Here is a 25,649-nt window from a genome sequence, read left to right on the forward strand (position 1 = left end):
GAATGCAAACTCCGCTCGGCCCCGACCTATTCCGTCACGCGGTGAGTGCGGAGCGCAGCGTGTCCAAACCGACGCCGCCCAGGTCCAGCGCACGCTTGTGGAAGCGCTTGATGTCGAACGCGTCGCCCTCCGCCGCTTTCGCGTCGTCGCGGATCTGCTCCCAGATGCGCTGTCCGACTTTGTACGACGGCGCCTGTCCCGGCCAGCCGAGGTAGCGGTTCACCTCGAACTGCACGAACTCGTCGGACATGTTCACGTTCCGGCGCATGAATGCCAGCGCGTAGTCGGCGTCCCACGTCCCCTCGCCGTCGAGCCGGGGCTTCTGGAGGTGCACGCCGATGTCCAGAACAACGCGCGCGGCGCGCATGCGCTGACCGTCGAGCATCCCGAGCCGGTCGGCGGGCTCTTCGAGGTAGCCGAGCTGCTCCATGAGGCGCTCGGCGTACAGCGCCCACCCTTCCGCGTGGCCGGACGTGCCGGCCAGGAGGCGCCGCCACGAGTTCAGCTCGGCGCGGTTGTAGACCGCCTGCGCGATCTGCAGGTGATGCCCGGGCACGCCTTCGTGATAGACCGTGGTGAGCTCGCGCCACGTGTCGAAGTCCTCGACGCCCTCGGGAACGGACCACCACATACGGCCCGGACGCGAGAAGTCGTCCGTCGGGCCGGTGTAGTAGATGCCACCCTCCTTCGTGGGCGCGATCATGCACTCGAGCCGGCGGATCGGTTCGGGGATGTCGAAGTGCGTGCGGCCGAGCTCGGCGATCGCCCGGTCGCTCGTCTCCTGCATCCACCGCTGCAGGGCGTCGGTGCCGTGCAGCTTGTGCGACGCGTCCTCCTCGAGGATCGCGATCGCCTCCTCCACGCTCGCGCCGGCCTTGATCTGGTCCGCGATCGACTCCTGCTCGGCGACCATGCGCGCGAGCTCCTCCACGCCCCAGTCGTACGTCTCGTCGAGGTCGATGCTCGCCCCGAGGAAGCGCCGGGACTGCAGCGCGTAGAGCTCGCGGCCGACCGCGTCCTGCTCACCGGCGGCCGGTGCGAGTTCGGTGCCCAGGAACGCGGCGAGCTCGTCGTACGCGACGCGGGCGGCGTTGGCGTTGTCGGCGAGTTCGCGGGCGAGGGATGCCGGCAGCTGGCCGTCCGCGGGGGCGGCGTCGCCGGCGAACGTCGCGAAGAAGCCCTGATCGCTCGTGTAGCGCGCGATCTGGGTCACGACTTCGCGCACCTGCCGACGCGCGGGGACGACACCCTCGGCGATCCCCTGCCGGAGAGTCTGCACGTAGCCTTCCAGGGCGGTGGGGATCGCGCCGAGGCGGGTCGAGATGACGGCCCAGTCCTCCGCGGTGTCGGTGGGCATGAGGTCGAGCACAGACCGGATGTCCTGCGACGGCGACGCGATCACGTTGAGGTCGCGCAGGTGCCACTTCGCGTCGTGCAGATCGATCTCGAGCCGGATCTCGCGGCTGAGGTCCTCTTTCGTGACCTCGTCGATCGCATCGACCGGCGTCGCGGCCTCGAGGTCGGCGAGGGTGCGCCGCCCGGCCTCGATCAGTCGCTCGGTGCCCTCCGGCGAGTAGTCGCCGTAGCGGTCGTTGTACTCGAACCGGCCGATGTACGTCGCAAGCGTCGGAAGCTGCTCAGCGAGCGTGTCGACCCACGCGTCAGCGATCGTGTCGATCTGCGTGGGCGTACGTGTGGAATCTGTCATGCATCGAGCCTAGGCAACGACTCCGGCGCCGCCAACACCGTCAGTGCGCGGCTTCGTTCCAGTCGCGGCCCCGCCCGATCTGCACGTCCAGCGGCACAGCCAGGTCGGCGGCATCACCCATCCGCGTGCGGACGATCTGCTCCGCGGCATCCCACTCCCCCGCGGCCACCTCGACGACGAGTTCGTCGTGGATCTGCATGAGCACCCGGGAGCGCAGCTGCGCGGCGGCGAAGTCGTCGTGGATGTGGAACAGCGCGATCTTCATGATGTCGGCGGCGCTGCCCTGGATGGGTGCGTTCAGAGCCGCCCGCTCGGCGTTCTCCCGCAGCACGCGGTTCGGGCTCGCGAGGTCCGGGAACGGGCGCCGCCTTCCGAAGATCGTCTCGGTATAGCCGTCGATCCGGGCCTGCTCCACCGAAGACCGCAGATAGTCGCGGACCGCCCCGAACCGGTGGAAGTACTCCATCATGAGCTGCTTCGCCTCGGACTGCTCGATGCGCAGCTGCTTGGACAGGCCGAACGCGGACAGGCCGTAGACCAGGCCGTACGACATCGCCTTGACTTTCGTCCGCATCGGCGCGGTGACGTCGGCCGGCTCGACCCCGAACACCCGCGCGCCGACGAAGCGGTGCAGGTCCTCGCCCGAGTTGAACGCCTCGATCAGTCCCGGGTCCTCGGACAGATGCGCCATGATGCGCATCTCGATCTGCGAGTAGTCCGCGGTCAGCAGCGTCTCATAGCCCTCGCCGACTTCGAATGCGGCGCGGATACGACGGCTCTCGTCGGTGCGGACGGGGATGTTCTGCAGATTCGGGTCGGTGCTGGACAGGCGGCCGGTCTGGCTTCCGGTCTGCACGTACGTCGTGCGGATTCGCCCGTCGGGAGCGATCGCGGTGTCGAGCGACTCGATGATCTGCCGCAGCTTCGTCGCCTCGCGGTGCTGCAGCAGCAAGTCGAGGAAAGGGTGCGGGTGCGAGTCCTGCAGATCGGCCAGGACCGCGGCATCCGTCGAGTACCCCGTCTTCGTCTTGCGCGTCTTCGGCAGGTCGAGCTGATCGAACAGAACCTCCTGCAGCTGCTTCGGCGACCCCAGATTCACTTCGCGTCCGATTGCCGCGTACGCGTCCTGCGCGATCGCATCCGCGCGGCTGCCGAGCTCTGCGGAGAACTCCGACAGCTTGGCGTGCGAGACCGAGACGCCGGCGAGCTCCATGTCGGCGAGCGTCCGCAGCGTCGGCAGTTCGATGTCGGTGAGCACGGCGGCAACGCTCTCGGCGAGCTCGCCGCGCAGCGCCTCCGCGACCCGCAGCGTGTACCAGGAGAGCTGTCCCGGTGTGGCACCCTCGGTCTCGGGGACGAGCTGGGTCGGGTCGGCCTCGGGGAGCTTCTCATCGAGGCACCGGTCCACGAGGTGCGCGAGCGTCTTGTCGGGGAAGCTGGGCCGCAGCAGCCACCCGGCCACGATCGTGTCGAAGACGAGCCCGCCGAGCGCGAATCCGGCACGGCGCAGAGCCTTCAGCTGCGGCTTCGCGTCGCTGAAGACCTTCGGCGCGTCCGAGGCGAGCCACGGACCGATGGATGCCGCCACCTCGGTGCTCCAGGTCGCTTCGGCGACGGCATCCGCGCCCTTCCCGCCGCGCACGGCGAAACCGACGCGGACCGGCAGCGCGCCCTCGACGAGAACGGTGACGCCCACCTCGCCGGTCGCCGCTGCGAGCCACGTCGCCAGATCGCCCGGTGACGGCTCGAGCGGCACGGGAGCGGCGACCGCGGCGGCCGCGGACAGCGAGGCCATCTGCTGCTCGATGCCGGCGAGTTCGGCGACGCGCGGAATGAGCGTCTTGAACTCGAGCCGCGCGAAGATGTCGCGGACGCCCTGTGCGTCCATCGGCTGCACCTCGAGGTCGGCGATCGTGACGGGCAGCTCGACGTCGCGCAGCAGCCGGTTCAGTGTCCGGTTGCGGCGGACGGCGTCGATGTGCTCGCGGAGATTGTTGCCGACCACGCCGGTGACCTTGTCGGCGTTCGCGAGCAGGTCATCGAGCGAGCCGTACTGCGTGATCCACTTCACCGCCGTCTTCTCGCCCACCTTCGGCACGCCGGGCAGGTTGTCGCTGGTCTCGCCGACGAGCGCCGCGATGTCCGGGTACTGCTCGGGGCGCACGCCGTAGCGCTCGATCACCGCCGCGGTGTCGTAACGCTTGAGCTGAGACACCCCCTGCACGTTCGGGTAGAGCAGCGTGATGTCGTCGTTCACGAGCTGGATCGTGTCGCGGTCGCCGGAGCAGACGAGCACGTCGTAGCCCTGCTCGGCGCCCTGGGTCGCGAGGGTCGCGAGGATGTCATCGGCCTCGAAGTCCTCTTTGGCGAGCACGGTGATGCTCATCGCCGCCAGGCACTCCTGAAGCAGCGGGATCTGACCCTTGAACTCACTCGGCGACTCGGACCGGTTGGCTTTGTACTCGGTGTACTCGCGGGTACGGAACGACTGCCGGGACGTGTCGAACGCGACGGCGAGGTGCGTCGGCTTCTCGGCCTTGATCAGGTTGATCAGCATCGACAGGAACCCGTAGATGCCGTTCGTGTGCTGCCCGTCCTTCGTCGAGAAATTCTCGACCGGGAGGGCGAAGAAGGCCCGGTATGCCAGCGAATGGCCGTCCACGACGAGAAGGGTAGGCTTTGCGGAGTCCGTCACCCTGCAAGTTTAGTGAGGGGTCCGGACGCCACTCCCGACGACGAAGGCTGACGATGACCGACACCGCCCCCACCGACGAGAACGGCCTGGTCTGGGCCGCACGCCGCGGAATGGGCGCCCTCGCCGAGAAGATGGGCATGGAGTTCGTGGAGTTCTCCGTCGACCGTGCCGTCGCCACGATGCCCGTCGAAGGCAACACCCAGCCGGTCGGGCTGATGCACGGCGGCGCGTACGTCGTGCTCGGCGAGTCGCTCGGGTCGATGGCGGCGAACCTCCACGCGGGCCCAGGGCGCCTCGCCGTGGGCATCGACATCAACGCCACGCACACGCGCTCGGCGACCTCGGGAGTCGTGACGGGCGTGTGCACGCCCGTTCATCTGGGCCGCAGCATGACCGTGCACGAGATCGCGGTCTCCGACGAGCAGGGCAGGCGCCTGTCGACGATCCGGATCACGAACATGATCAAGGACCTGCCGCGGGACTGAGCCGCGGTGGAGGTCGCTACGCCTTCTTGGGGGCGAGCTGCTCGATGATCGCCTTTGCGACGTCCTGCATCGTCAGCCGGCGGTCCATGGAGGCCTTCTGGATCCAGCGGAAGGCCTCGGGCTCGCTGAGCCCCATCTTCTCGTTGAGGAGGCCCTTCGCGCGGTCGACGAGCTTGCGGGTCTCAAAGCGCTCGACCATGTCGGCGACCTCGGCCTCGAGCGTGATGATCTGCTCGTAGCGCGCGAGGGCGATCTCGATCGCCGGCAGCAGGTCGTTGGGGGTGAACGGCTTCACGACGTACGCGAGCGCACCGGCCTCGCTCGCCCGCTCGACGAGCTCCTTCTGGCTGAAGGCGGTGAGCAGGACGACGGGGGCGATGTGGTTCTTGCTGAGCTTCTCGGCGGCGGAGATGCCGTCCAGCTGCGGCATCTTCACGTCCATGATGACCAGGTCGGGTCGCAGCTCCGTGGCCAGCTGGACCGCGGTCTCGCCGTCGCCGGCCTCGCCGACGACGTCGAATCCGTTGTCCCGGAGGATCTCGACGATGTCGAGACGGATGAGCGACTCGTCCTCCGCGACGACGACTCGTCGCGGCGTGGGGGCCGTGCTTGCGCTGGACTGCTCTTGCTCTGTCACAAATGAATCCTACGGTATGGTCAATCGCGGAAGTCTCCGGGCCGGTGTGGCGGAATGGCAGACGCGGAGCACTCAAAATGCTTTGTCCGAAAGGGCATGTGGGTTCGAGTCCCACCACCGGTACGCGAAAAGAGGGCCGATCCCGCCCGGGGTCGGCCCTCGACCCGTCTCTGGGACGGGTCAGGCGCCGAAGTACTGGTTCCCGAGAGCCTTGCTCTTGAGCGCTTCGTACTCGCCCTGGCTGATCGTGCCGGCATCCAGCAGCGCCTTCGCCTGAGCGATGTCCGCCGCGGGCGTCGCGGACGCAGACGGCCGATAGTCGTCCGTTTCGGGCACGCCGCCGCCACGGGCCGCCGCATTGCGCTCGGCCATGCCGCGCCCTCGCGCGATGACGTAGACGAGGGCGGTGAGGAAGGGCAGGAAGATGAGCGCGATGATCCACGCGGCCTTCGCCCACCCGTTCAACGCGTGATCGCGGAACAGATCCATGATGATCAGGAACACCATGAAGATGTAGGCCGTGAAGTAGAAGATCCACAGCAGGAACCAGAAGAGATCGCCGAAGCCGATCATGTGAAATCCCCCGTCAGACGCGAATGGTCGCGCTCAGCATAGCGAGCGCGACCATTCGTGCGATACCGCGGAGCGTCAGTCCTTGGACTGGTAGATCGGGGCCTTGCCGTGCACGGCGTCGCCGATCTTGTGGATGCGGATGTCGTTCGTGGAGCCCACGATTCCGGGAGGGGAACCGGAGATCACCACGACCTTGTCGCCGACTTTGGCCAGGTCGTTGCTGAGGAAGAAGTCATCGACCTGGATGAACATCCGGTCGGTGTGCGCGACGTGCTCCACGAGCGCGGACTGCACGCCCCACGTGAGGGCCATCCGACGGCGGATCGCCGGCTCCGTCGCGAAGCCGATCATGGGGATCCGCGGACGCAGACGCGACATGCGGCGGGCGGTGTCGCCGGACTCCGTGAAGATGCACAGATACTTCGCCTCGACGAAGTCCGCGACCTCCATGGCAGCCAGCGTGATCGCGCCACCCTGCGTGCGGGGCTTCGTGGTCAACGGAGCGATGCGCTCGAGGCCGTGGTCCTCGGTGGAGGCGATGATGCGGGCCATGGTCTCCACGACAACGACGGGGTACTTGCCGACGCTCGTCTCGCCGGACAGCATGACCGCGTCCGCGCCGTCGAGCACCGCGTTGGCGACGTCGCTCGTCTCGGCGCGCGAGGGCACGGGGTTCTCGATCATCGACTCGAGCATCTGCGTCGCGACGATCACGGGCTTGGCCATGCGGCGGCAGAGCTCGACCGCGCGCTTCTGCACGATCGGCACGGCCTCCAACGGCAGCTCGACGCCGAGGTCGCCGCGGGCGACCATGATGCCGTCGAACGCGTCGATGATCTCTTCGAGGTTCTCCACGGCCTGCGGCTTCTCGATCTTCGCGATCACCGGGACGTGGCGGCCCTCTTCGGCCATGATGACGTGCACGCGCTGGACGTCCTTCGCGCTGCGTACGAACGACAGGGCGATCAGGTCGGCGCCGATGCGCAGGCCCCAGCGGAGATCCGCCTCGTCCTTCTCGGACAGCGCCGGGACGTTGACCGCGACACCGGGCAGGTTGATGCCCTTGTTGTTCGAGACGGCGCCGGCGACGATGACCTTCGTCGTGACAACGGGGCCCTCGACCTCGGTGACCTGGACGCGGACCTTGCCGTCGTCGATCAGGAGGAAGTCTCCGGCCTTCACGTCGGCGGGCAGGCCCTTGAAGGTCGTCGAGACGATCTCCTTCGTTCCGGCGATGTCCTCCGTGGTGATCTTGAAGATGTCCCCGACGGCGAGGTCGTGCGGTCCGTCGGCGAACTTGCCGAGGCGGATCTTCGGACCCTGCAGGTCCACCAGGACCGCGACCGGACGACCGGCGTCGTCTGCGGCCTTGCGGACGTTGGCGAAGTTGGCTTCGTGGACGGTGTAGTCGCCGTGGCTCAGGTTCATCCGGGCGACGTCGACACCCGCCTCGATGATCGCGCGGACCTGCTCATAAGTCGAGGTGGCGGGTCCCAGCGTGGCGACGATCTTGGCACGTCTCATCGTGTGTGTACTCCGTGAGGGGTCGGGATTTCTTGGCAGAGGAGCCGCGGCCAGCCTACGCGGGCTGCAGACCGATCGCGACATCGGTGGGCGCGACGGGCGCGGGCAGCGCCGTCTCGCCCATCAGGTAGCGGTCCACGTGCGCGGCGGCCGCGCGGCCCTCCGCGATCGCCCAGACGATGAGGGACTGACCGCGACCGGCGTCGCCGGCGACGAACACGCCGGGCGTCGTCGTCTGGTAGTCCTCCGCGCGCTCGAGGTTCCCGCGCGACGTGAACTGCGCGTCCAGCTGGTCCTCCAGGTGGGCCCGCTCGGGACCGGTGAAGCCCATCGCGATCAGCACGAGGTCGGCCGGGATCTCGCGCTCGGTCCCGCTCTTGGGGACGCGGCGTCCGTCGACGAACTCGGTCTCGGCCACACGCAGGGCGCGCACCTCGCCCGCGTCGTTGCCGAGGAACTCGACGGTCGAGGCCAGGTATGCGCGCTCGCCCCCTTCTTCGTGGGCGGAGCTCACTTCGAACAGCAGCGGGGCCATCGGCCACGGCTGGTTGTCGGGGCGGGTGCCGGGAGGCTGCTTTCCGATCGCGAGGTTCGTCACGCTCAGGGCGCCGTGGCGATGCGCGGTCCCGATGCAGTCCGCACCGGTGTCGCCGCCGCCGATCACGACGACGTGCTTGCCCTCGGCGGTGATCTGACTCGGCACCGCGTCGCCCGCCGTGGCCTTGTTCGACTCCACGAGGTACTCCATCGCGAAGTGCACGCCGTCGAGATCCCGGCCGGGGATCGGGAGCTCCCGCGGCACGGTCGCACCGGTCGCGACGACGACAGCGTCGTACCGGGCGCGCAGGTCGCTCCAGGAGATGTCCTTGCCGATCTCGACCCCCGCGCGGAAGCGGGTGCCTTCGTCCTGCATCTGACGCAGGCGCGACTCGAGGTGGCGCTTCTCCATCTTGAAGTCCGGGATGCCGTACCGGAGGAGTCCGCCGATGCGATCGTCCCGCTCGAAGACGGCGACGGTGTGACCCGCGCGCGTGAGCTGCTGGGCGGCGGCGAGTCCCGCGGGACCCGAGCCGACGACCGCGACGGTCTTGCCGGTGAGGCGTCCCGGCGGCTCGGGCTCGACCCAGCCGTTCGCGAAGGCCTCGTCGATGATCGAGACCTCGATCTGCTTGATCGTGACCGCCGGCTGGTTGATCCCGAGCACGCACGAGCTCTCGCAGGGCGCGGGGCACAGGCGCCCGGTGAACTCCGGGAAGTTGTTCGTCGCGTGCAGTCGCTCGATCGCGGAGCGACCCTCGCCGCGCCACGTGAGGTCGTTCCACTCGGGGATGAGGTTGCCCAGCGGACACCCCTTGTGGCAGAACGGGATGCCGCAGTCCATGCAGCGGCCGGCCTGGCGTCGCAGCACGGCGGAATCGCCCGGCTCGTACACCTCTTTCCAGTCCATGATGCGGACGGGAACGGGACGACGGGGCGGGAGCTCGCGGTCCGTCACCTTCAGAAAGCCCTTGGGGTCAGCCACCGGTCACCTCCAGGATGCGGGTCCAGACGACGTCGCCGTCGGGGTCCAGCCCCTCGGCCAGCGCCTCCTGGCGGGTCTGCAGAACGGCCGCGTAGTCGCGCGGCAGGACGCGCACGAAGTTCTCGAGCTCGCCGTCGAAGTCCTCGAGCAGGCGCGCGGCCAGCGTCGAGTCGGTCTCGGTCCGGTGCTGCTCGAGCAGGTCGCGGAGGATCTCCGCGTCTCCGGCGCCGAGCGGCCCGAGCTCCAGCTCGCCCGACGCGAGCGCCTCGCGGTTGACCAGCTGCGGGTCGAGCTTGTACACGTAGGCGGTGCCGCCGGACATGCCGGCGCCGAGGTTGCGCCCCGTCGCCCCGAGGATCACGGCGAGACCGCCCGTCATGTACTCCAGGGCGTGATCGCCGACGCCTTCGACGACCGCGGTCGCACCGGAGTTGCGCACGAAGAAGCGCTCCCCCACGACTCCGCGCAGGAACATCGTCCCCTGCGTCGCGCCGTAGCCGATCACGTTTCCGGCGATCACGTTCTGAGACGCATCGAAGGTCGCGTCCCGCGGCGGTCGGACGACGATCTGCCCACCGGACAGGCCCTTGCCGACGTAGTCGTTCGAATCGCCCTCCAGGCGCAGGGTGATCCCGGCGGGCATGAACGCGCCGAAGGACTGGCCGGCGGACCCGGTGAGGTTGACCACGATCGACCCCGCCGGCATCCCGTTCTCGCCGTGTACGCGGGTGACGTGGTGTCCGAGCATCGTGCCCACCGCCCGCTCGGTGTTGCGGATCGGCAGGTCGAAGGACATCGTGCCGTTGTGGGCGATCACATCGCGCGCCGCCTCGATGAGCGGCACGTCGAAGTGCTCCTCGAGCTCGTGCTCCTGCGCGCGCGTGTTGCGCCGCGCCTGGTCGTCGCCGAAAGCGGGTCCGGTGAGGATCGGCGCGAGGTCGAGTCCACTCGCTTTCCAGTGCTCCACCGCGCCGTTGATGTCGAGGAGCTCGTGGTGTCCGATCGCCTCGTCGAGGGACCGGAAACCGAGCTCGGCCAGATACTCGCGCACTTCTTCGGCGATGAACTCCATGAAGTTCACGACGAACTCGGGCTTTCCGTTGAAACGCTCGCGCAGAACCGGATTCTGGGTGGCGACGCCCACGGGACACGTGTCCAGGTGGCACACGCGCATCATGATGCAGCCGGAGACCACGAGCGGGGCGGTCGCGAAACCGAACTCCTCCGCTCCCAGGAGCGCGCCGATCACGACGTCGCGACCGGTCTTCAGCTGGCCGTCGACCTGGACGACGACGCGATCCCGCATCCCGTTCAGCATGAGGGTCTGCTGGGTCTCGGCCAGGCCGAGCTCCCACGGCGTGCCCGCATGCTTCAGCGAGTTCAGCGGGCTCGCTCCCGTGCCGCCGTCGTGCCCCGAGACGAGGATCACATCGGCGAGGGCCTTGGCCGTACCCGCCGCGACGGCGCCGATCCCTGACTGGCTCACGAGCTTGACGTGCACACGCGCGCCGGGGTTCGCCCGCTTCAGGTCGAAGATCAGCTGCTTGAGGTCCTCGATCGAGTAGATGTCGTGGTGCGGAGGCGGCGAAATGAGTCCCACGCCCGCCGTCGCGTGCCGCGTCCGGGCGACCCACGGGTACACCTTCGTGGGCGGCAGCTGACCTCCCTCGCCGGGTTTGGCGCCCTGCGCGAGCTTGATCTGGATGTCGTCGGCCTCGGTGAGGTACAGGCTCGTGACGCCGAAGCGACCGGAAGCGACCTGCTTGATCGCGCTGCGGCGCTCGGGGTCCAGGAGCCGGTCGACGTCCTCACCGCCCTCCCCCGTGTTGGACTTCGCGCCGATGCGGTTCATCGCGATCGCCAGCGTCTCGTGGGCCTCTTTCGAGATCGAGCCGTAGCTCATCGCCCCGGTGGAGAAGCGCTTCACGATCGAGGACACCGGCTCGACCTCGTCGAGCGGGACGGGGGTGCGCACGCCCGTGCGCAGCGCGAAGAGGCCGCGCAGCGTCTTGAGTTCGGACGCCTGGTCGTCCACGAGCTTGGTGTACTCGCGGAAGATGTCGTAGCGCCGCGTGCGGGTCGCATGCTGCAGACGGAAGACCGTGTCGGGATTGAACAGGTGCGGCGAACCGTCCCGTCGCCACTGGTACTCGCCGCCGGTCCACAGCCGCTCGTGCGCACGCACGGCGGCGTCCTCCGGATACGCGTACGCGTGCCGGGCGGCGTTCTCGGCCGCGATCACGTCGAGCGAGACCCCGCCGAGCTTCGTCTCGGTGCCGGTGAAGTACGCGTCGACGAACTCCTGCGAGAGACCCACGGCTTCGAAGACCTGGGCACCTGCATAGGAGGACACGGTGGAGATGCCCATCTTCGACATGATCTTCAGCACGCCCTTGCCGAGGGCGTAGATGAGGTTCTTGACGGCCTTCTGCGGGGTGATCCCGGTGATGTAGCCGGCGCGGACCAGGTACTCCACCGTCTCCATCGCCAGGTACGGGTTCACTGCGGACGCGCCGTAGCCGATGAGGGTCGCGACGTGGTGAACCTCGCGGACGTCGCCGGCCTCCACGACCAGTCCGCACTTCATGCGCGTCTGCTTGCGGATGAGGTGGTGGTGGACGGCGGCGAGCATGAGCAGCGACGGGATGGGCGCGAGGTCCTTGTTCGAGTCGCGGTCGCTGAGGACGATGAACTCCGCGCCGTCCTCGATCGCCTCGTCAACCTCGGCGCACATCTGCGCGATGCGCTTCTGCATGCCCTTGTGGCCGGCCTCGACGCGGTACAGGCCGCGGATCGTCACGGAGGAGCGACCCGAGAGCGCGGTGTCGATGTGCTGGATCTTCGCGAGCTCATCGTTGTCGATCACGGGGAAGTCCAGCGTCACCGAACGCGCGTGGTCGGCGCCCCAGGTGAGGAGATTGCGCTCCGGCCCGAGACCGAGGGCGAGAGAGGTGACGACTTCTTCGCGGATGGAATCCAGCGGCGGGTTCGTGACCTGCGCGAACTGCTGCGTGAAGTAGTCGAACAGCAGGCGCGGACGCTCGCTGAGAACGGCGACCGGCGTGTCCGAGCCCATTGCGCCGAGCGGCTCGGCGCCGTTCTGCCCCATCGGGGTCAGCAGGATACGCACTTCCTCCTCGGTGTACCCGAACGTGCGCTGACGCCGGGTGATCGAGGCGATCGGGTGCACGATGTGCTCGCGCTCCGGCAGGTCGGCCAGGCGCACGCGGCCGGCGTCCAGCCATTCCTGCCACGGCTCGAGCGCGGCGAGCTCGGCCTTGATCTCCTCGTCCTCGACGATGCGGCGCTGCGCGGTGTCGACCAGGAACATCCGGCCGGGCCGCAGGCGCCCGCGGCGCTTGATGCGTTCGGGGGCGAAATCGAGGACGCCGGTCTCACTGCCGATCACGACGAGTCCGTCGGTCGTCTCCGTCCAGCGGCCCGGGCGCAGCCCGTTGCGGTCCAGCGTCGCGCCGACGAGCGTGCCGTCCGTGAAGATGAGCGCGGCGGGGCCGTCCCACGGCTCCATCTGCATGGAGTGGAACTCGTAGAACGCACGCAGCTGCGGATCGATGTCCGCCTGCTTCTCGTACGCCTCGGGCACCATCATCATGATCGCGTGCGGCAGGCTCCGACCCGTGAGGGTCAGCAGTTCCAGGACCTCGTCGAACGATGCCGAGTCGCTCGCGCCCTCCGTGCAGATCGGCAGGAGAGGCTCGATGTCGCCCAGGAGCTCCGACTCCAGCTGCGACTGACGCGCCCGCATCCAGTTGCGGTTCCCGTTGACGGTGTTGATCTCGCCGTTGTGGGCCAGCATCCGCAGCGGCTGCGCGAGCGGCCAGGACGGGAACGTGTTCGTGGAGTAGCGCGAGTGCACGACGGCGAGCTCCGAGGCGAAGCGCTCGTCCTGCAGATCGGGGTAGAACGGCTCGAGCTGGAGGGTCGTGACCATGCCCTTGTAGCCGAGCGTGCGGGAGGACAGCGAGACGAAGTACGCACCGAGCTCGGTGCGGGCGCGCTTGCGCAGCCGGAACGCGCGGCGGTCCAGTTCGATGCCCGACAGAGCGGGCGCGTCGCCGACGGCGGGCCGCGAGACGAACAGCTGCTCGAAGACGGGGCGCGCGTCGTACGCCAGCTTGCCGAGGTTCTCCTCCGCGGTCGGCACGTCACGCCAGCCGAGGATCTGCAGGTTCTCGCTCGCGGCGATCTTCTCGATCCCTGCCTTTTCGGCCGCGCGCTTGTCGTCGTCGCGCGGCAGGAAGATCATGCCGGCGGCGTACTCCCCTACGGGTGGCAGGTCGAAGCCGGTCACCGCGCGCAGGAATGCGTCGGGCATCTGGGTGAGGATCCCCGCACCGTCGCCCGTGCCGGCGTCGGAGCCGATCGCGCCGCGGTGCTCGAGGTTGCGGAGCGCCGTGAGCGCCAGATCGATGATGTCGTGCCCCGCCTCGCCGCGGAGCGTGGCGACCATCGCCAGACCGCACGCGTCCTTCTCGAACGCGGGGTTGTACATGCCCTGTCGGGGCGGAAGCGCGCCGAACGCGTGCGCGTCCGGACCGTGCGTGGGAAGACCAGGGCTCGAAGCCATGCCAACCGTCCTCACATTGATGCTCACAACGGGACGACGTCGGCCCTGAACTGCGGAAGCTGAAGAGCCACCGAAAGAGTGGACTACTTCGCGGCGGGTGTGCTTTCAGCCGGGCTTGTGGCCTGGCCCGGGGCGGTTCCCGAGGTGACTTCGATCGTCTGAGGTTCGCTGACGTCGACGTAGTCGCCGGATTCCTGCGATTGTACCGTGCCTGCGGGGGACCATTCGCGGCCCGGCACGTACGGGGACGGTTCGCGGCCCGGGTGGCGCCGCTTCTGAACGAAGAAGATGATCACGCCGATCACGACGCCGAAGATCGCCGCCCACACATTGCTGCGCAGCCCCAGGATGATCTCGCTGGGGTCGATGCGGATCGACTCCCAGACGATGCGACCGGCGCTGTACCAGATGAGGTACACGGCGAAAAGGCGACCCCACTGCAGGCCGAAGCGGCGGCCGACCCACAGCAGGACCAGCACGCCGAGACCGTTCCAGATCACTTCGTAGAGGAACGTGGGGTGGAACAGCGTGTCCGGAGCGAGTCCCTTCGGGAACGCCGAGTTGTCGGGGTCGATCTGCAGACCCCACGGCAGGTCGGTCGGCAGGCCGAACAGCTCCTGGTTGAACCAGTTGCCGAAGCGGCCCATCGCCTGGGCGAGGAGCAGGCCCGGCGCGAGCGCGTCGGCGAACGACCAGAAGCGGATGCCGGTCCATCGGCACCCGAGCCACGCGCCGATCGCGCCCCCGATCAGGGCGCCGTAGATCGCGATGCCGCCCTCCCAGATGCGGAAGATCGCCCAGATGTCGGTTCCGGGCCCGAAGTAGAACCCGGGGTGGGTGAGGACGTGGAAGATGCGGGCGCCGACGATCGCGAGCGGGACCGCGATGAGCGAGATGTCGATCACGACCCAGGGCTCGGCGCCGCGCTTGGTGAGCCGGTGGTTGGTCAGGAGCGTCGCGGCGATGATGCCGGCGATGATGCACAGCGCGTAGAAGTGGATGCGCAGCGGGCCGAGGTCGATGTAGCTGACGGAAGGGCTCGGGATGCTGGCCAGCACGCCGTGGAGCGCGCTCGAGGGGACGAACGTCATGCGTCGAGTCTAAGCGGGCAGGCCCGTGCCCGCGGAAAGCGCTCGGGCGGTCTCGCCGAGCCCGTCGAGGCCGCCGTCGCGAAGCGCCCGCACGAGTGCAGTGCCCACGATCGCGCCGTCCGCGTAGTCGAGCACACCGGCGACCTGGTCGGGAGTCGAGATGCCGATGCCCACGCACGCGCGCAGCGGACCGGTGGCGCGGGCGCGCATGCGTTCGACGAGGCGACGGGCGGCGGCATCCAATTCGGTCCGCTCCCCCGTGATCCCCATCGTCGAGACGGTGTAGACGAAGCCCGTGGAGGCGGCGACGATCATGTCCAGCCGCTCGTCGCTGGAGGTCGGCGCAGCGAGGAAGACACGGTCAAGGCCCGTCCGCTCGCTCGCGGCGATCCACTCCGCCGCCGAATCCGGTGTGATGTCCGGGGTGATCAGGCCCGCCCCGCCCGCAGCGGCGAGGTCGTCGGCGAAGCGGTCCACGCCGTACTGGGTGACGGGGTTCCAGTACGTCATGACGAGCACCGGCACGTCGACCCGCCTCGTGATCTCGCGGACGGCGGTGAACGTGTCGCGGAGGCGGAAGCCGCCGGCGAGGGCGACCTGCGTCGCCTCCTGGATCACGGTGCCGTCCATCACGGGATCGGAATACGGTGGACCGAGCTCGAGGATGTCCGCGCCGCTCTCGGCCAGCAGCACCGCGGCGTCGATGCTCGTCTGCAGGTCGGGGAATCCGAGCGGCAGGTAGCCGACGAACGCGCCGCGGCCCGCGGCGTGCGCGGCGTCGATCGCGGCGGCGACCCGGGAGGGTGCGCTCACAGTTCGGTCCCCTCGCCCTTGGCGGCCCCATCGGCGGCCGGTACGGCGACCGGCGAGCCGTCCACGACGGCGTCGGCGTCGTACAGCTCGAACCAGCGCGCCGCGGTGTCCATGTCCTTGTCGCCGCGCCCGGAGAGGTTGATCGCGATGATCGCGTCGGGGCCGAGTTCGCGGCCGATGCGCAGCGCCCCCGCGAGCGCGTGCGCGGACTCGATCGCGGGGATGATGCCCTCTGTGCGCGAGAGGAGGCGCAACGCCTCCATCGCCTCGGTGTCCGTCGCCGGGATGTACTCGGCGCGGCCGATGTCGGCGAGCCACGCATGCTCGGGTCCGACGCCCGGGTAGTCGAGCCCTGCCGAGATCGAGTGCGACTCGACGGTCTGGCCGTCCTCGTCCTGCAGCACGAACGTCTTCGCGCCGTGCAGGATGCCGGGCCGGCCGCGTTCGATCGAAGCCGCGTGCCGCGGGGTGTCCACGCCGTCGCCGGCGGCCTCCACGCCGTAGAGGCGGACGTCCGCGTCGTCCAGGAACGCGTCGAACATCCCGATCGCGTTGGACCCGCCGCCCACGCAGGCGAAGACCGCATCGGGCAGGCGGCCGGCTTCGTCGAGCAGCTGCGCGCGCGCCTCTTCTCCGATGATCTTCTGGAAGTCGCGCACCATCGCCGGGAACGGGTGGGGTCCTGCCGCCGTGCCGAAGATGTAGTTCGTGGTCTCCACGCTCGCGACCCAGTCGCGGTACGCCTCGTTGATCGCGTCCTTGAGGGTGCGGGAGCCGGTCGTGACGGGGATGACTTCGGCGCCGAGAAGTCGCATGCGCGCGACGTTCAGTGCCTGGCGCTCCGTGTCGACCTCGCCCATGTAGATCGTGCACTCGAAGCCGAACAGCGCGGCGGCGGTCGCGGTCGCGACCCCGTGCTGCCCGGCGCCGGTCTCGGCGATCACGCGCGTCTTGCCGAGACGCTTGGTCAGCAGGGCCTGCCCGAGGACGTTGTTGATCTTGTGGGATCCGGTGTGGTTGAGGTCTTCGCGCTTGAGGAAGACCCGTCCGCCGCCCGCGTGCTCGGCGAAGCGCGGCACTTCGGTGAGCACCGAGGGGCGACCCGCGTACGAGTGCAGCAGGCCGCGCAACTCCGCGTCGAACGCGGGGTCCGCCATCGCGTCCTCGTACACAGCCGTCAGCTCGTCGATCGCCGCGATGAGCGATTCGGGCATGTACCGGCCGCCGAACTCGCCGAAGTACGGCCCGGGTGCTTCGCGCAGACTCATGCTCCGGCCTCCAGGAACGCCGTCAGGGTCGCGACGGGATCCCCCGTCACGAGGGCTTCGCCGATCAGGACCACATCGGCCCCGTCGGCGCGGTAATGCGTCACGTCCGCGGGGGTCAGCACCGCAGACTCTGCGATCTTGACCGCTCCGGCGGGGATGCGCTCCGCGAGACGGCCGAACAGGTCACGGTCCAGCTCGAACGTAGACAGGTCGCGGGCGTTCACGCCGATCAGGCGAGCGCCGACATCGGCCGCGCGGTCCACTTCCTCCGCCGAGTGCGTCTCCACGAGCGGGGTCATGCCGAGATCGACCGTGAGGGCGTGCAGGCGCTCCAGGGTCTCCTGCGGCAGCGCGGCCACGATGAGCAGGACGAGGTCGGCGCCGGCCGCGCGCGCTTCGAGGACCTGATACTCGGTGGCGATGAAGTCCTTCCGCAGCACCGGCAGCGAGACGGCATCGCGGACGGCTTCGAGATCGGCGAGGCTGCCCTTGAAGCGGCGCTGCTCGGTGAGCACCGAGATCGTCGACGCCCCACCCTGCTCGTAGAGCCGGGCCTGCAGTGCAGGATCGGGGATCGCAGCGAGATCACCGCGCGACGGACTGGCGCGCTTGACCTCCGCGATGATCTTCACGCGATCGGCCGGGGCGAGGACCTGCAGGGCGTCGCGTGCCGGCGGTCGGGACAGGGCGTCCTTCTCGACAGCGGCCAGGGGCCGCTCCGAGGCGCGTGCCTCGGCATCCTCCACCGCGCCGGCCGTGAGGTCGGCGAGCATGCTCAATGCTCTTTCGGAGTGTACTTCGCGCCGCCGACGCCGTAGCCGGCCTTGGCCATGCCCCATCCGACCAGTGCGCCGACGACCACGAGACCTGCCGAGGCCCACACGAGCCACGCGAGGTCGAACCAGTACGCGAGCGTGCCGATCGCGATCGCCGCGAGCATGATGATGACGGCGGTCCACGCGGCGGGCGAGTGTCCGTGGCCGGGGTCGCCGATGGGGTTGCTCATTGTTTCCTCCGGAATAGCGCGGGTCTGCACCAGTCTAGCGGGGTCAGCGGGGCTGCTCGGCGGCGGGACCCTCCGTCGGATCCGACCCGCGCGACAGGTCGTCCCAGGAATCGATCGCGTCGAAGGGGCGGGATGCCGCGCGCCGGTCGCGGCCGGACTCCGGTGCTGCGGCATCCGTGTCGTAGCGTCGCCCCGTGCGGTTCCAGCGACGCGCGGTGGCGAGGACGAAGAGCCCTGCGGCGAGGAGGACCACGGACAGGACCACGGTGATCGTCGGCCACGGAGTCGGGAGCACCCGGGCGACGAGATCGTCGACGGAATCCAGGCCGGCGATGCCCGTCGCGGCGGTGACGGTCGATGCGGTCGCCGACACCGGGAGGGTGACGGCGATCGGCGCGCTGAGGACTCCGATGAACACGGCGATCGCGACCGTGAGCACGCCGAACAAGTACCGCAGCACCGTGCCGACGATCGACAGCGCCCCCCCGAGTGCGAGGACGGCGAGACTGAGGGGTGCCAGGACGGGGATCGCGGCGGCGCCGGAGACGGTCAGTTCGTGACCGGACCCGTCGTCGAGGACGGCGACGAGCCAGGTCTGCGTGGAGGAGATGACGCCCAAGGCGCCGACCGCGAGGACGGTCAGGACCGAGAGGAGCCGGGCGCGGCGGATCACGGGTTCGCGCGGCCCGGGACCGGATCCAGATCGTCGGCGTCGAAGCACGTGCGGGTGCCGGTGTGACACGCCGGTCCGATCTGGTCCACTTCGAGAAGGATCGCGTCGCCGTCGCAGTCCAGACGCGCCCCGCGGACGATCTGGATGTGGCCGGAGGTGTCGCCCTTGCGCCAGTACTCCTGGCGCGAACGCGACCAGAACGTGACGCGTCCGCTCGTGAGGGTCCGTCGCAGCGCCTCCCGGTCCATCCAGCCGAGCATGAGGACTTCGCGGGAGTCCCACTGCTGGACGATCGCCGCGACGAGTCCGGCGTCGTTGAACGCGACGCGGTCGAGCCGCTCCTGCAGGTCCTCGCCCATCAGCGCACCTCGATGCCTTCTTCGCGCATGGCGTCCTTCACGGCGCCCACCGTGAGCGCTCCGGAGTGGAAGACGCTCGCGGCCAGGACCGCGTCCGCCCCCGCGGCGATCGCCGGGGCGAAGTCCGATGCCTGTCCCGCTCCCCCGGAGGCGATCACCGGGACGCTGGAGACCTCCCGCATGAGGGAGACGAGTTCGAGGTCGAAGCCCGCCTTCGTCCCGTCGGCGTCGATCGAGTTCACCAGGAGTTCGCCCGCCCCGCGCTCGATCGCCTCGCGGGCCCAGTCCAGGGCATCCAGCGATGTGAGCGTGCGACCGCCGTGCGTCGTGACGACGAAGCCGGAACGGGTGCCGGGCGCACGTGTGACATCGAGCGACAGCACGAGGACCTGCGCCCCGAACCGATCGGCGATCTCGTCGATCAGCTGCGGACGCGCGATCGCGGCGGAGTTCACGCCGACCTTGTCGGCGCCCACACCGAGGAGCCGCGCCACGTCGTCGGTCGAGCGCACGCCGCCGCCCACGGTGAGCGGGATGAAGACCTCTTCGGCGGTGCGCCGGACGACGTCGTACGTCGTGGCACGCTCATCGACCGTCGCGGTGACGTCGAGAAAGGTCAGTTCGTCCGCACCCTGCGCGAAGTACTCGCGCGCGAGCTCGACAGGGTCGCCCATGTCGCGCAGGTTGACGAAGTTCACGCCCTTCACCACGCGGCCCGCCGCGACGTCCAGGCACGGGATGACCCGGCACACCAGGGCCATGTCAGAGCCTCGCGTTGTGGATCGCCGACACCAGGATGGCGCGCGCGCCGATGCCGTAGAGCGCGTCCATGACCTGATTGACGTCCTTGCGGGGGCTCATCACGCGGACGGCCACCCACTCCGGGTCACGCAGCGGCGAGATCGTCGGCGACTCGATGCCGGGGGCGATCGCCACGGCGCTGTCGATGAGGTGCACGGGCAGGTCGTAGTCGATCAGGACGTAGCGTCGCGCGACGAGGACTCCGCGGAGGCGTCGCAGCAGGGTCTCGGTGCCGGGTGCGTCGGTCGGCCCGGCGATCAGGACGCCTTCGGACTGCAGGATCGCCGGCCCGAAGACTTCGAGGCCGGCCTGGCGGAGGGTCGTCCCGGTCTCCACGACGTCGGCGATCGCATCGGCCACCCCGAGGCGTACGGCGCTCTCCACGGCGCCGTCCAGCGGCACGAGGTCCACGGCCACTCCGTGCCGGTCCAGGAACGCGTCCACGAGGCCGGGGTACGACGTCGCGATGCGCACGCCCTCGAGGTCGGTGAGCTCGGCGAACCGCCCGGCGGGCGCCGCGAAGCGGAACGTCGAGCCCGCGAAGCCGAGCGCCTCGATTTCGCGAGCGCCCGGCATCCGCGCGTCCAGGAGGAGATCCCGACCGGTGATCCCGACATCCAGTGCACCGGATCCTACGTAGGTCGCGATGTCCTTCGGACGCAGGTAGAAGAACTCGACCTCGTTGGCCGGGTCGATGACGTGCAGGTCCTTGGGGTCCCGACGGCCGGTGTAGCCCGCCTCCTGGAGCATCTCGGAGGCGGTGTCGGCGAGCGACCCTTTGTTCGGCACGGCGATTCGCAGCATGACGGCGTGGTGGCTTTCAGATCGGTGGGGGTCGACGGGTGGGGTCTCAGAGATGTCGGTAGACGTCCTCGAGTCGCAGACCCTTCGCGATCATCATCACCTGCAGGTGGTACAGCAGCTGCGAGATCTCCTCGGCAGCGGCCTCGGCGGACTCGTACTCGGCCGCCATCCACACCTCGGCGGCCTCCTCGACGATCTTCTTGCCGATCGCGTGCACGCCGGCGTCCAGCTGCGCGACGGTGCCCGAACCCGCGGGCCGCTCATCCGCCTTCGCGGAGAGCTCATCGAACAGGGAGTCGAACGTCTTCACCTCCCCAGGGTAGCGAACCGCCGGGCGCAGTCGGCACCGGGAGCGCGTGCGGACTCAGTGCACGAGGATGCTGAGCAGGATCACGAGCGCGCCGAGGCTGATCGTCGACAGTGCGCCGAGGATCTGCAGCGGCCAGCGCCTGCCGTTGCGCCGGGCGTTGGCCCAGCCGATGAGTCCGAGCACGAGCAGTCCGGTCAGGAGCGCCGCCGCATACGCGTCGTCCTCATCCACGAGGCCGACGACACCGAGCAGCAGCAGGAAGGCCGGCGGGAGCATCGCGACGAGCATTCCGACCGAGTGGCGCGCGGAATGCGCCAGGCGGTGCGAGAAGGGCTTCGGGCCGAGCTCGGGGTGGGATCCCGCCGCGACGATCCCCGCGTACACGTGCGCGAGCCAGAAGACGATCATCGTGCCGATGACGTAGCCGAGGACTTCGGCGTCGTTGTCGTAATCATCGCCGATCGCGATGAGCGCCGTGACCAGGACGAGTCCGTACACGCCGTGCTCGCCGGTGTACGTGCTCATGAGCCGGCGGGCGTGGTGGCGCATGCCGTGCGTCTCGGGCACGTCGGTCATGATCTGCTCGCAGCGCGGTGATGGTGCCGCAGCGCCGAGCTGCGCAGCGCGCCGATCGCGGCATCCGGATCGTCGGCGCCGAAGACGGCGGAACCCGCCACGAACGTGTCCGCGCCGGCCTCCGCGGCCTGGGCGATCGTCGATTCGCCGATGCCGCCGTCGACCTGCAGCCACACCGCGGAGCCGCGCTGGCGTGCCCGCTCGGCGAGCAGACGCAGTTTGGGCATCGTCTCGGGCATGAAGGACTGCCCGCCGAATCCGGGTTCGACGGTCATCACGAGGATCTGGTCGAATTCGTCGAGGACGTCGAAGAGCCCCTCCACCGGCGTTCCGGGCTTCACGGCCACGCCGGCCCGCGCGCCGATCGCCCGCAGGCGCCGGGCGAGCGCCACGGGCTCGGTCGCCGCCTCCAGGTGGAACGTGACCGATGCGGCACCCAGCTCGGCGTATTCGGGCGCCCACCGCTCGGGGGCGTCGATCATGAGGTGCACATCCAGGGGAACCGGGCTCGTGGCCTGGATGCGCCCGACCATCTGGGGCCCGAACGTGAGGTTGGGCACGAAGTGGTTGTCCATCACGTCGACGTGCACGAAGTCGGCTCCGGCGATGCGCGCGAGCTCGGCCTGCATGTTGACGAAGTCCGCGGCGAGGATGCTCGGGTTGATGCGCACCTCCGCCTCCACGGCACGGCTGAGGTCGGGGCGGTCGGCTGGGGTGTGCACGCGTCCATTATGGTCGAGCCGTGGACCCCATCACGGCGATGCTCGAGAAGGTGCTGGCCGAGGTGGCGTCAGACGGTTCGGGTGAGACCGCCGCCTACATCCCCGAGTTGGCGGAGGCGGACCCCGATCTGCTCGCCTTCGGGCTGGTGGGGCCGCGCGGGCGGGTGTTCACCGCGGGCGACGAGAGCGCGCCGTTCACGATCCAGTCGATGTCCAAGCCGTTCGTGCTCGCCCTGGCCCTCGAGCTGCACGGCCGCGATGAGGTGTTCCGGCGCGTCGGAGCCGAACCCAGTGGCGAGCCGTTCAACGCGATCAGCCTGGAGGCCCGGACCGGAAGGCCGGCCAACCCGATGGTGAACGCCGGGGCGATCGCGACCACCGCACTGATCCCGGGGGCGGACGTCGATGAGCGCACGGGACGCATCGTGGGCATGATGTCGAAGTTCGCAGGACGCTCGCTGTGGATCGACGAGGCCGTTTACGCGAGCGAGTCCGCCACGGGCGACCGCAACCGCGCACTCGCGCATCTGCTGAAGTCCTACGAGATCATCCAGGGGTCGGTCACGGACGCGGTCGAGACCTATTTCCGGCAGTGCTCCGTGCTCGTGACGGTGCGCGATCTGGCCGTCATGGCCGCCACGCTCGCCTTCGGCGGCCGCAACCCCGTCACGCGCGACCAGGTCGTGTCGGAGCGCGTCGCCAGGGACGTGACCTCGATCATGGCGAGCTGCGGGATGTACGACTTCTCCGGCGAGTGGATGCTGCGCGTCGGCCTCCCGGCCAAGAGCGGTGTCAGCGGCGGGGTGATCGCCGTCGCGCCGTCGCAGTTCGGCGTCGCCGCGTTCAGCCCGCGCCTGGACCCGCACGGCAACAGCGTGCGGGCGAGCCGGATCGTCGAGATCCTCTCCGACCGATTCGGAATGCATCTGCTCGAGCCGCACGAGAGCATCGCCGCGCCCGGCATCGGCGTCGAGCAGAGCCCGGACGGCGTTCTGGTGCGACTCGGCGGCGAGCTGGGTTTCGCCGGGGCGGAGCGGGTGCTCTCGATGCTCCGCGAGGTCGCCGCGGCGGCTCCCGAGTCGACGCTGATCACGGTCGACGTCGGCGAGCTCGCGCGGTCGCATCCCGCGGCGGTGACCGTGCTGCGGACGGAGATCGAGAATCTGGCCCCGCGCTTCCGACTGCAGGAGGAACCTGCGCGCGTCAGTGACGCCGCAGGAGCGTGATCGACATCGCGTCCGTGTTGTGACGGTGCGGCCACAGCTGCGCGCGGCCGGAGCCGTCGCTCTGCGGCGGCAGCAGCGGATCGCTCGCGGACAGCGACGTCACGACCGCGCGGGCATCCAGCTCCTCGAGCGTCCCGTCGAATTCGCGGCGCACCTCGGCGACGACACCCGCCGTCTCCGCGAGATGCGGTGAGCACGTCACATAGGCGACGATGCCCCCGCGGCGCAGGCCGCGGACGGCAGCGGCGAGGAGTTCGCCCTGCAGCTGCGTGAGCTCGGGCACATCCGCCGGGGACTTCCGCCAACGTGCCTCGGGGCGCCGGCGCAGCGCACCGAGTCCGGTGCACGGAGCATCGACCAGAATGCGGTCGTACGCGTCTTCCCCGGCGCGGGTGCGGCCGTCCTCCTCGGAGACGGGGATGCCTTCCGGAATGCCGGCGACCGCCTGGCGGACGAGACCGGCGCGCGCGGAGGAGACTTCGTTCGCCTCCAACGCCGCGCCGCGGGTGCGCGCTTCCGCTGCCAGCAGCGCCGTCTTGCCTCCGGGGCCGGCGCACAGATCGAGCCAGCGCTCGCCGTCCGCGACCGGCAGCGCGTTCACCAGCGCGAGCGCGGCGAGCTGGGATCCTTCGTCCTGGACGCGCACACGACCTTCGGAGGACCGCACGAGTCCTTCCGGATCCCCGCCGCCGAGCCGGAAGCCGACCGGCGAGTAGGGCGTGCGCCGCGCGGCGTCGGGGATCTCGGCGAGTCCGGGAAGGGCGGCCATCGTGACGCGTGGCGAGGCGTTGTCCGCCGTCAGCAGGGCTTCGAGCTCGTCCGCGCGACCCTCGGCGGCCAGCGCTCGTCGGAAGGCCCGCACGATCCAGACCGGGTGCGAGAACACCAGGCCGAGACGCTCGTCGTCCGAACGGGCGCTCGCCGCCACGCGGTCCATCCACTCCCCCGGCGTGTCGCGCGAGATTCGCCGCAGGACCGCGTTCGCGAACCCCGCCGCTCCCCGGCTCCCTGCGCTGCGGGCGAGCTCGACGGACTCGTTCACCGCCGCGTGCGAGGCCACGCGTGTGGACAGCAGCTGATGCGTCCCCAGGCGCAGCGCATCGAGCACCGCGGGATCGATCTCCTGCACGGGCCGGTCCGCGGCGATGCGGATGACCGCGTCGTAGGTCCCCTGCCTGCGCAGCGTCCCGTACGTGAGCTCCGTCGCGAGACCCGCATCGGCGGTGTCCAGTGCGGCGCGGGCGATCGCCTTCGGCAGCAGCAGATTCGCGTACGCGTCCGATTCGTTCACCGCCCGGATGGTCTCGAAGGCCACCCGACGTGACGTGTTCGCCGAGCTCACGCGTCGAACCTCGTCGCGGCATCCGCTCGTCGTCCACGCCACCAGTCCGCCGCCGCCATCGCGTTCTTGCCGGCCGGCTGCACGCGGTCGAGCGCGACCGGCGCGCTCGCCGTGCCGACGAGCACCTCGCGGGCGTGCAGGGCGATCGCCCCGGGCTCGAGAGCGACGTCGGCCTCGGCGGGCCGGGCGGCGAGGATCTTCACGCGTGCTCCTTCGATCGTCGTGTGGGCGCCCGGCTCGGGCGTCACGCCGCGCAGCCTCGCCAGCACGGCTGTGCGCGGTTCGTCCCAGCGGATGCGTCCGTCTTCGTCGCCGAGCTTGGGGGCGAGCGTCGGCTCACCGGCCTGCGGGGTCGCCGTGGCCGTTCCCGCGGCGATCGCGTCCACCACGTCGCGGAGCAGGTCGGCACCCGAGCCGGCGAGGGCCTCGAGGACCTCGCCGGCGGTCGCGTCCTCCGGGATCGGGTATCGACGCTCGGCGAAGACGTCGCCGGCGTCGAGTGCGGGGACCAGCTGGAAGACCGACGCGCCGGTCACCTCGTCTCCCGCCATGATCGCCCGCTGCACCGGAGCGGCGCCCCGCCAGCGCGGCAGGATCGAGAAGTGCAGGTTGATCCACCCGTGCGCGGGCGTGGAGAGGAGCGGTTCGCGGACCAGGCCCCCGTAGGCGACGATCACCCCGAGGTCGGGCTCGAGCTCCGCGATCCGCGCCGTCGCACCGGCGTCGAAGCGGTCGGTCTTGATGACCTCGAGCCCGAGCTCGGTCGCGGTCCGCGCGACCGGGGACGGCGTCAGCACGCGCTTGCGGCCGATCGGCGCATCCATGCGCGTGATGACGGCAGCGATGTCGTGCGGGGATGCCGCGAGGACGCGGAGGGCGGGCACGGCGGCATCCGGCGTGCCGGCGAAGACGAGGCGCATGGCGCT

Annotated in this window: 23 protein-coding genes and 1 tRNA gene; 3 read left to right on the top strand and 21 right to left on the bottom strand. The window is 69.7% G+C overall.

Features of this window, described 5'->3' with window-relative positions; genetic code table 11:
* Nucleotides 1-34 precede the first annotated feature (34 nt).
* Together ABD197_RS08445 and polA are read right to left on the bottom strand one after the other, a co-directional pair.
* Entirely contained in the window at nt 35-1,708 is a 1,674-nt protein-coding gene (locus tag ABD197_RS08445; protein ID WP_344053500.1) for a DUF885 domain-containing protein, read from the bottom strand.
* Nucleotides 1,709-1,748: 40 nt separating this feature from the next.
* On the bottom strand, nt 1,749-4,403 hold the full coding sequence (gene polA, locus ABD197_RS08450; RefSeq protein ID WP_344053503.1) for a DNA polymerase I: 2,655 nt from the start codon (nt 4,401-4,403) through the stop codon (nt 1,749-1,751).
* Between the two features lie 53 nt (nt 4,404-4,456).
* Here polA and ABD197_RS08455 point away from each other — a divergent pair, with 53 nt between their 5' ends.
* Nucleotides 4,457-4,888, top strand: a complete 432-nt coding sequence (locus ABD197_RS08455; RefSeq protein ID WP_344053505.1) for a hotdog fold thioesterase — start codon at nt 4,457-4,459, stop codon at nt 4,886-4,888.
* A 16-nt stretch (nt 4,889-4,904) separates the two neighbouring features.
* Here ABD197_RS08455 and ABD197_RS08460 read toward each other — a convergent pair whose 3' ends face one another.
* Nucleotides 4,905-5,525, bottom strand: coding sequence for an ANTAR domain-containing response regulator (locus ABD197_RS08460; RefSeq protein WP_344053507.1), 621 nt, complete (start codon nt 5,523-5,525; stop codon nt 4,905-4,907).
* Nucleotides 5,526-5,565: 40 nt separating this feature from the next.
* On the opposite strand from ABD197_RS08460, the gene ABD197_RS08465 reads away from it, so the two are divergent.
* A tRNA-Leu gene (locus ABD197_RS08465) sits at nt 5,566-5,648 on the top strand.
* A gap of 57 nt (nt 5,649-5,705) precedes the next feature.
* On the opposite strand, the gene ABD197_RS08470 is transcribed toward ABD197_RS08465, so the two are convergent.
* The 16 genes from ABD197_RS08470 to rpe all read right to left on the bottom strand — a co-directional run bounded on the left by ABD197_RS08470 (nt 5,706) and on the right by rpe (nt 22,155).
* On the bottom strand, nt 5,706-6,098 hold the full coding sequence (locus tag ABD197_RS08470; protein ID WP_344053510.1) for an SHOCT domain-containing protein: 393 nt from the start codon (nt 6,096-6,098) through the stop codon (nt 5,706-5,708).
* A 75-nt stretch (nt 6,099-6,173) separates the two neighbouring features.
* The gene (gene pyk, locus ABD197_RS08475) at nt 6,174-7,622 is read right to left on the bottom strand and encodes a pyruvate kinase (protein WP_344053511.1); all 1,449 of its coding nucleotides are present in this window, start codon (nt 7,620-7,622) and stop codon (nt 6,174-6,176) included.
* Between the two features lie 55 nt (nt 7,623-7,677).
* Entirely contained in the window at nt 7,678-9,144 is a 1,467-nt protein-coding gene (locus ABD197_RS08480; protein WP_344053513.1) for a glutamate synthase subunit beta, read from the bottom strand.
* Nucleotides 9,137-13,732, bottom strand: coding sequence for a glutamate synthase large subunit (gene gltB / locus ABD197_RS08485; protein ID WP_425561006.1), 4,596 nt, complete (start codon nt 13,730-13,732; stop codon nt 9,137-9,139). The genes ABD197_RS08480 and gltB overlap by 8 nt, the downstream gene beginning before the upstream one ends.
* 83 nt (nt 13,733-13,815) lie before the next feature.
* Nucleotides 13,816-14,823 carry a prolipoprotein diacylglyceryl transferase gene (gene lgt / locus ABD197_RS08490; RefSeq protein WP_344053515.1) on the bottom strand — a complete coding sequence of 336 codons (1,008 nt, stop codon included), beginning with the start codon at nt 14,821-14,823 and terminating at the stop codon, nt 13,816-13,818.
* A 9-nt stretch (nt 14,824-14,832) separates the two neighbouring features.
* Nucleotides 14,833-15,636 (bottom strand): tryptophan synthase subunit alpha, encoded by an 804-nt coding sequence (trpA, locus tag ABD197_RS08495; RefSeq protein WP_344053517.1) that lies wholly within the window; start codon nt 15,634-15,636, stop codon nt 14,833-14,835.
* A complete protein-coding gene (gene trpB / locus ABD197_RS08500) occupies nt 15,633-16,904 on the bottom strand; it encodes a tryptophan synthase subunit beta (RefSeq protein ID WP_344053519.1) in 1,272 nt (423 codons plus the stop codon). Before trpB ends, trpA begins: the two co-directional genes overlap by 4 nt.
* On the bottom strand, nt 16,901-17,677 hold the full coding sequence (gene trpC / locus ABD197_RS08505; protein ID WP_344053522.1) for an indole-3-glycerol phosphate synthase TrpC: 777 nt from the start codon (nt 17,675-17,677) through the stop codon (nt 16,901-16,903). The genes trpB and trpC overlap by 4 nt, the downstream gene beginning before the upstream one ends.
* A 2-nt stretch (nt 17,678-17,679) precedes the next feature.
* A complete protein-coding gene (locus ABD197_RS08510; protein WP_344053524.1) occupies nt 17,680-17,910 on the bottom strand; it encodes a DUF6704 family protein in 231 nt (76 codons plus the stop codon).
* A 43-nt stretch (nt 17,911-17,953) separates the two neighbouring features.
* Entirely contained in the window at nt 17,954-18,583 is a 630-nt protein-coding gene (locus ABD197_RS08515) for a Trp biosynthesis-associated membrane protein (protein ID WP_344053526.1), read from the bottom strand.
* A complete protein-coding gene (hisI, locus tag ABD197_RS08520) occupies nt 18,580-18,942 on the bottom strand; it encodes a phosphoribosyl-AMP cyclohydrolase (RefSeq protein ID WP_344053527.1) in 363 nt (120 codons plus the stop codon). The genes ABD197_RS08515 and hisI overlap by 4 nt, the downstream gene beginning before the upstream one ends.
* Nucleotides 18,942-19,703 (bottom strand): imidazole glycerol phosphate synthase subunit HisF, encoded by a 762-nt coding sequence (gene hisF, locus ABD197_RS08525; protein ID WP_344053530.1) that lies wholly within the window; start codon nt 19,701-19,703, stop codon nt 18,942-18,944. Before hisF ends, hisI begins: the two co-directional genes overlap by 1 nt.
* A 1-nt stretch (nt 19,704) precedes the next feature.
* Nucleotides 19,705-20,547 (bottom strand): ATP phosphoribosyltransferase, encoded by an 843-nt coding sequence (hisG, locus tag ABD197_RS08530; RefSeq protein WP_344053532.1) that lies wholly within the window; start codon nt 20,545-20,547, stop codon nt 19,705-19,707.
* Nucleotides 20,548-20,593: 46 nt separating this feature from the next.
* Nucleotides 20,594-20,857 (bottom strand): phosphoribosyl-ATP diphosphatase, encoded by a 264-nt coding sequence (locus tag ABD197_RS08535; RefSeq protein WP_344053534.1) that lies wholly within the window; start codon nt 20,855-20,857, stop codon nt 20,594-20,596.
* A 54-nt stretch (nt 20,858-20,911) separates the two neighbouring features.
* Nucleotides 20,912-21,433 (bottom strand): hypothetical protein, encoded by a 522-nt coding sequence (locus ABD197_RS08540; protein ID WP_344053536.1) that lies wholly within the window; start codon nt 21,431-21,433, stop codon nt 20,912-20,914.
* The gene (gene rpe / locus ABD197_RS08545; RefSeq protein ID WP_344053538.1) at nt 21,430-22,155 is read right to left on the bottom strand and encodes a ribulose-phosphate 3-epimerase; all 726 of its coding nucleotides are present in this window, start codon (nt 22,153-22,155) and stop codon (nt 21,430-21,432) included. The genes ABD197_RS08540 and rpe overlap by 4 nt, the downstream gene beginning before the upstream one ends.
* Nucleotides 22,156-22,175: 20 nt before the next feature.
* Here rpe and glsA point away from each other — a divergent pair, with 20 nt between their 5' ends.
* Nucleotides 22,176-23,381, top strand: a complete 1,206-nt coding sequence (glsA, locus tag ABD197_RS08550) for a glutaminase A (protein WP_344053540.1) — start codon at nt 22,176-22,178, stop codon at nt 23,379-23,381.
* On the opposite strand, the gene ABD197_RS08555 is transcribed toward glsA, so the two are convergent.
* Nucleotides 23,359-24,723 carry an RsmB/NOP family class I SAM-dependent RNA methyltransferase gene (locus tag ABD197_RS08555; protein WP_344053542.1) on the bottom strand — a complete coding sequence of 455 codons (1,365 nt, stop codon included), beginning with the start codon at nt 24,721-24,723 and terminating at the stop codon, nt 23,359-23,361. The two genes, glsA and ABD197_RS08555, sit on opposite strands and share 23 nt — an antisense overlap.
* Complete coding sequence (fmt, locus tag ABD197_RS08560) at nt 24,720-25,643, bottom strand: methionyl-tRNA formyltransferase (protein WP_344053543.1); 924 nt, start codon at nt 25,641-25,643, stop codon at nt 24,720-24,722. The genes ABD197_RS08555 and fmt overlap by 4 nt, the downstream gene beginning before the upstream one ends.
* Nucleotides 25,644-25,649: the final 6 nt, after the last annotated feature.

The organism is Microbacterium lacus, from assembly GCF_039531105.1.
GTDB classification, from domain to species: domain Bacteria; phylum Actinomycetota; class Actinomycetes; order Actinomycetales; family Microbacteriaceae; genus Microbacterium; species Microbacterium lacus.

Coding starts and splice junctions, on each gene's coding strand:
- ABD197_RS08445 (WP_344053500.1), bottom strand. CDS start 1,708: ATGACAGATTCCACACGTACGCCCACGCAGATCGACACGATCGCTGAC.
- ABD197_RS08455 (WP_344053505.1), top strand. CDS start 4,457: ATGACCGACACCGCCCCCACCGACGAGAACGGCCTGGTCTGGGCCGCA.
- ABD197_RS08470 (WP_344053510.1), bottom strand. CDS start 6,098: ATGATCGGCTTCGGCGATCTCTTCTGGTTCCTGCTGTGGATCTTCTAC.
- pyk (WP_344053511.1), bottom strand. CDS start 7,622: ATGAGACGTGCCAAGATCGTCGCCACGCTGGGACCCGCCACCTCGACT.
- gltB (WP_425561006.1), bottom strand. CDS start 13,732: ATGGCTTCGAGCCCTGGTCTTCCCACGCACGGTCCGGACGCGCACGCG.
- lgt (WP_344053515.1), bottom strand. CDS start 14,823: ATGACGTTCGTCCCCTCGAGCGCGCTCCACGGCGTGCTGGCCAGCATC.
- trpB (WP_344053519.1), bottom strand. CDS start 16,904: ATGAGTCTGCGCGAAGCACCCGGGCCGTACTTCGGCGAGTTCGGCGGC.
- trpC (WP_344053522.1), bottom strand. CDS start 17,677: ATGCTCGCCGACCTCACGGCCGGCGCGGTGGAGGATGCCGAGGCACGC.
- ABD197_RS08510 (WP_344053524.1), bottom strand. CDS start 17,910: ATGAGCAACCCCATCGGCGACCCCGGCCACGGACACTCGCCCGCCGCG.
- hisI (WP_344053527.1), bottom strand. CDS start 18,942: ATGGGCGAGGACCTGCAGGAGCGGCTCGACCGCGTCGCGTTCAACGAC.
- hisF (WP_344053530.1), bottom strand. CDS start 19,703: ATGGCCCTGGTGTGCCGGGTCATCCCGTGCCTGGACGTCGCGGCGGGC.
- hisG (WP_344053532.1), bottom strand. CDS start 20,547: ATGCTGCGAATCGCCGTGCCGAACAAAGGGTCGCTCGCCGACACCGCC.
- ABD197_RS08540 (WP_344053536.1), bottom strand. CDS start 21,433: ATGACCGACGTGCCCGAGACGCACGGCATGCGCCACCACGCCCGCCGG.
- fmt (WP_344053543.1), bottom strand. CDS start 25,643: ATGCGCCTCGTCTTCGCCGGCACGCCGGATGCCGCCGTGCCCGCCCTC.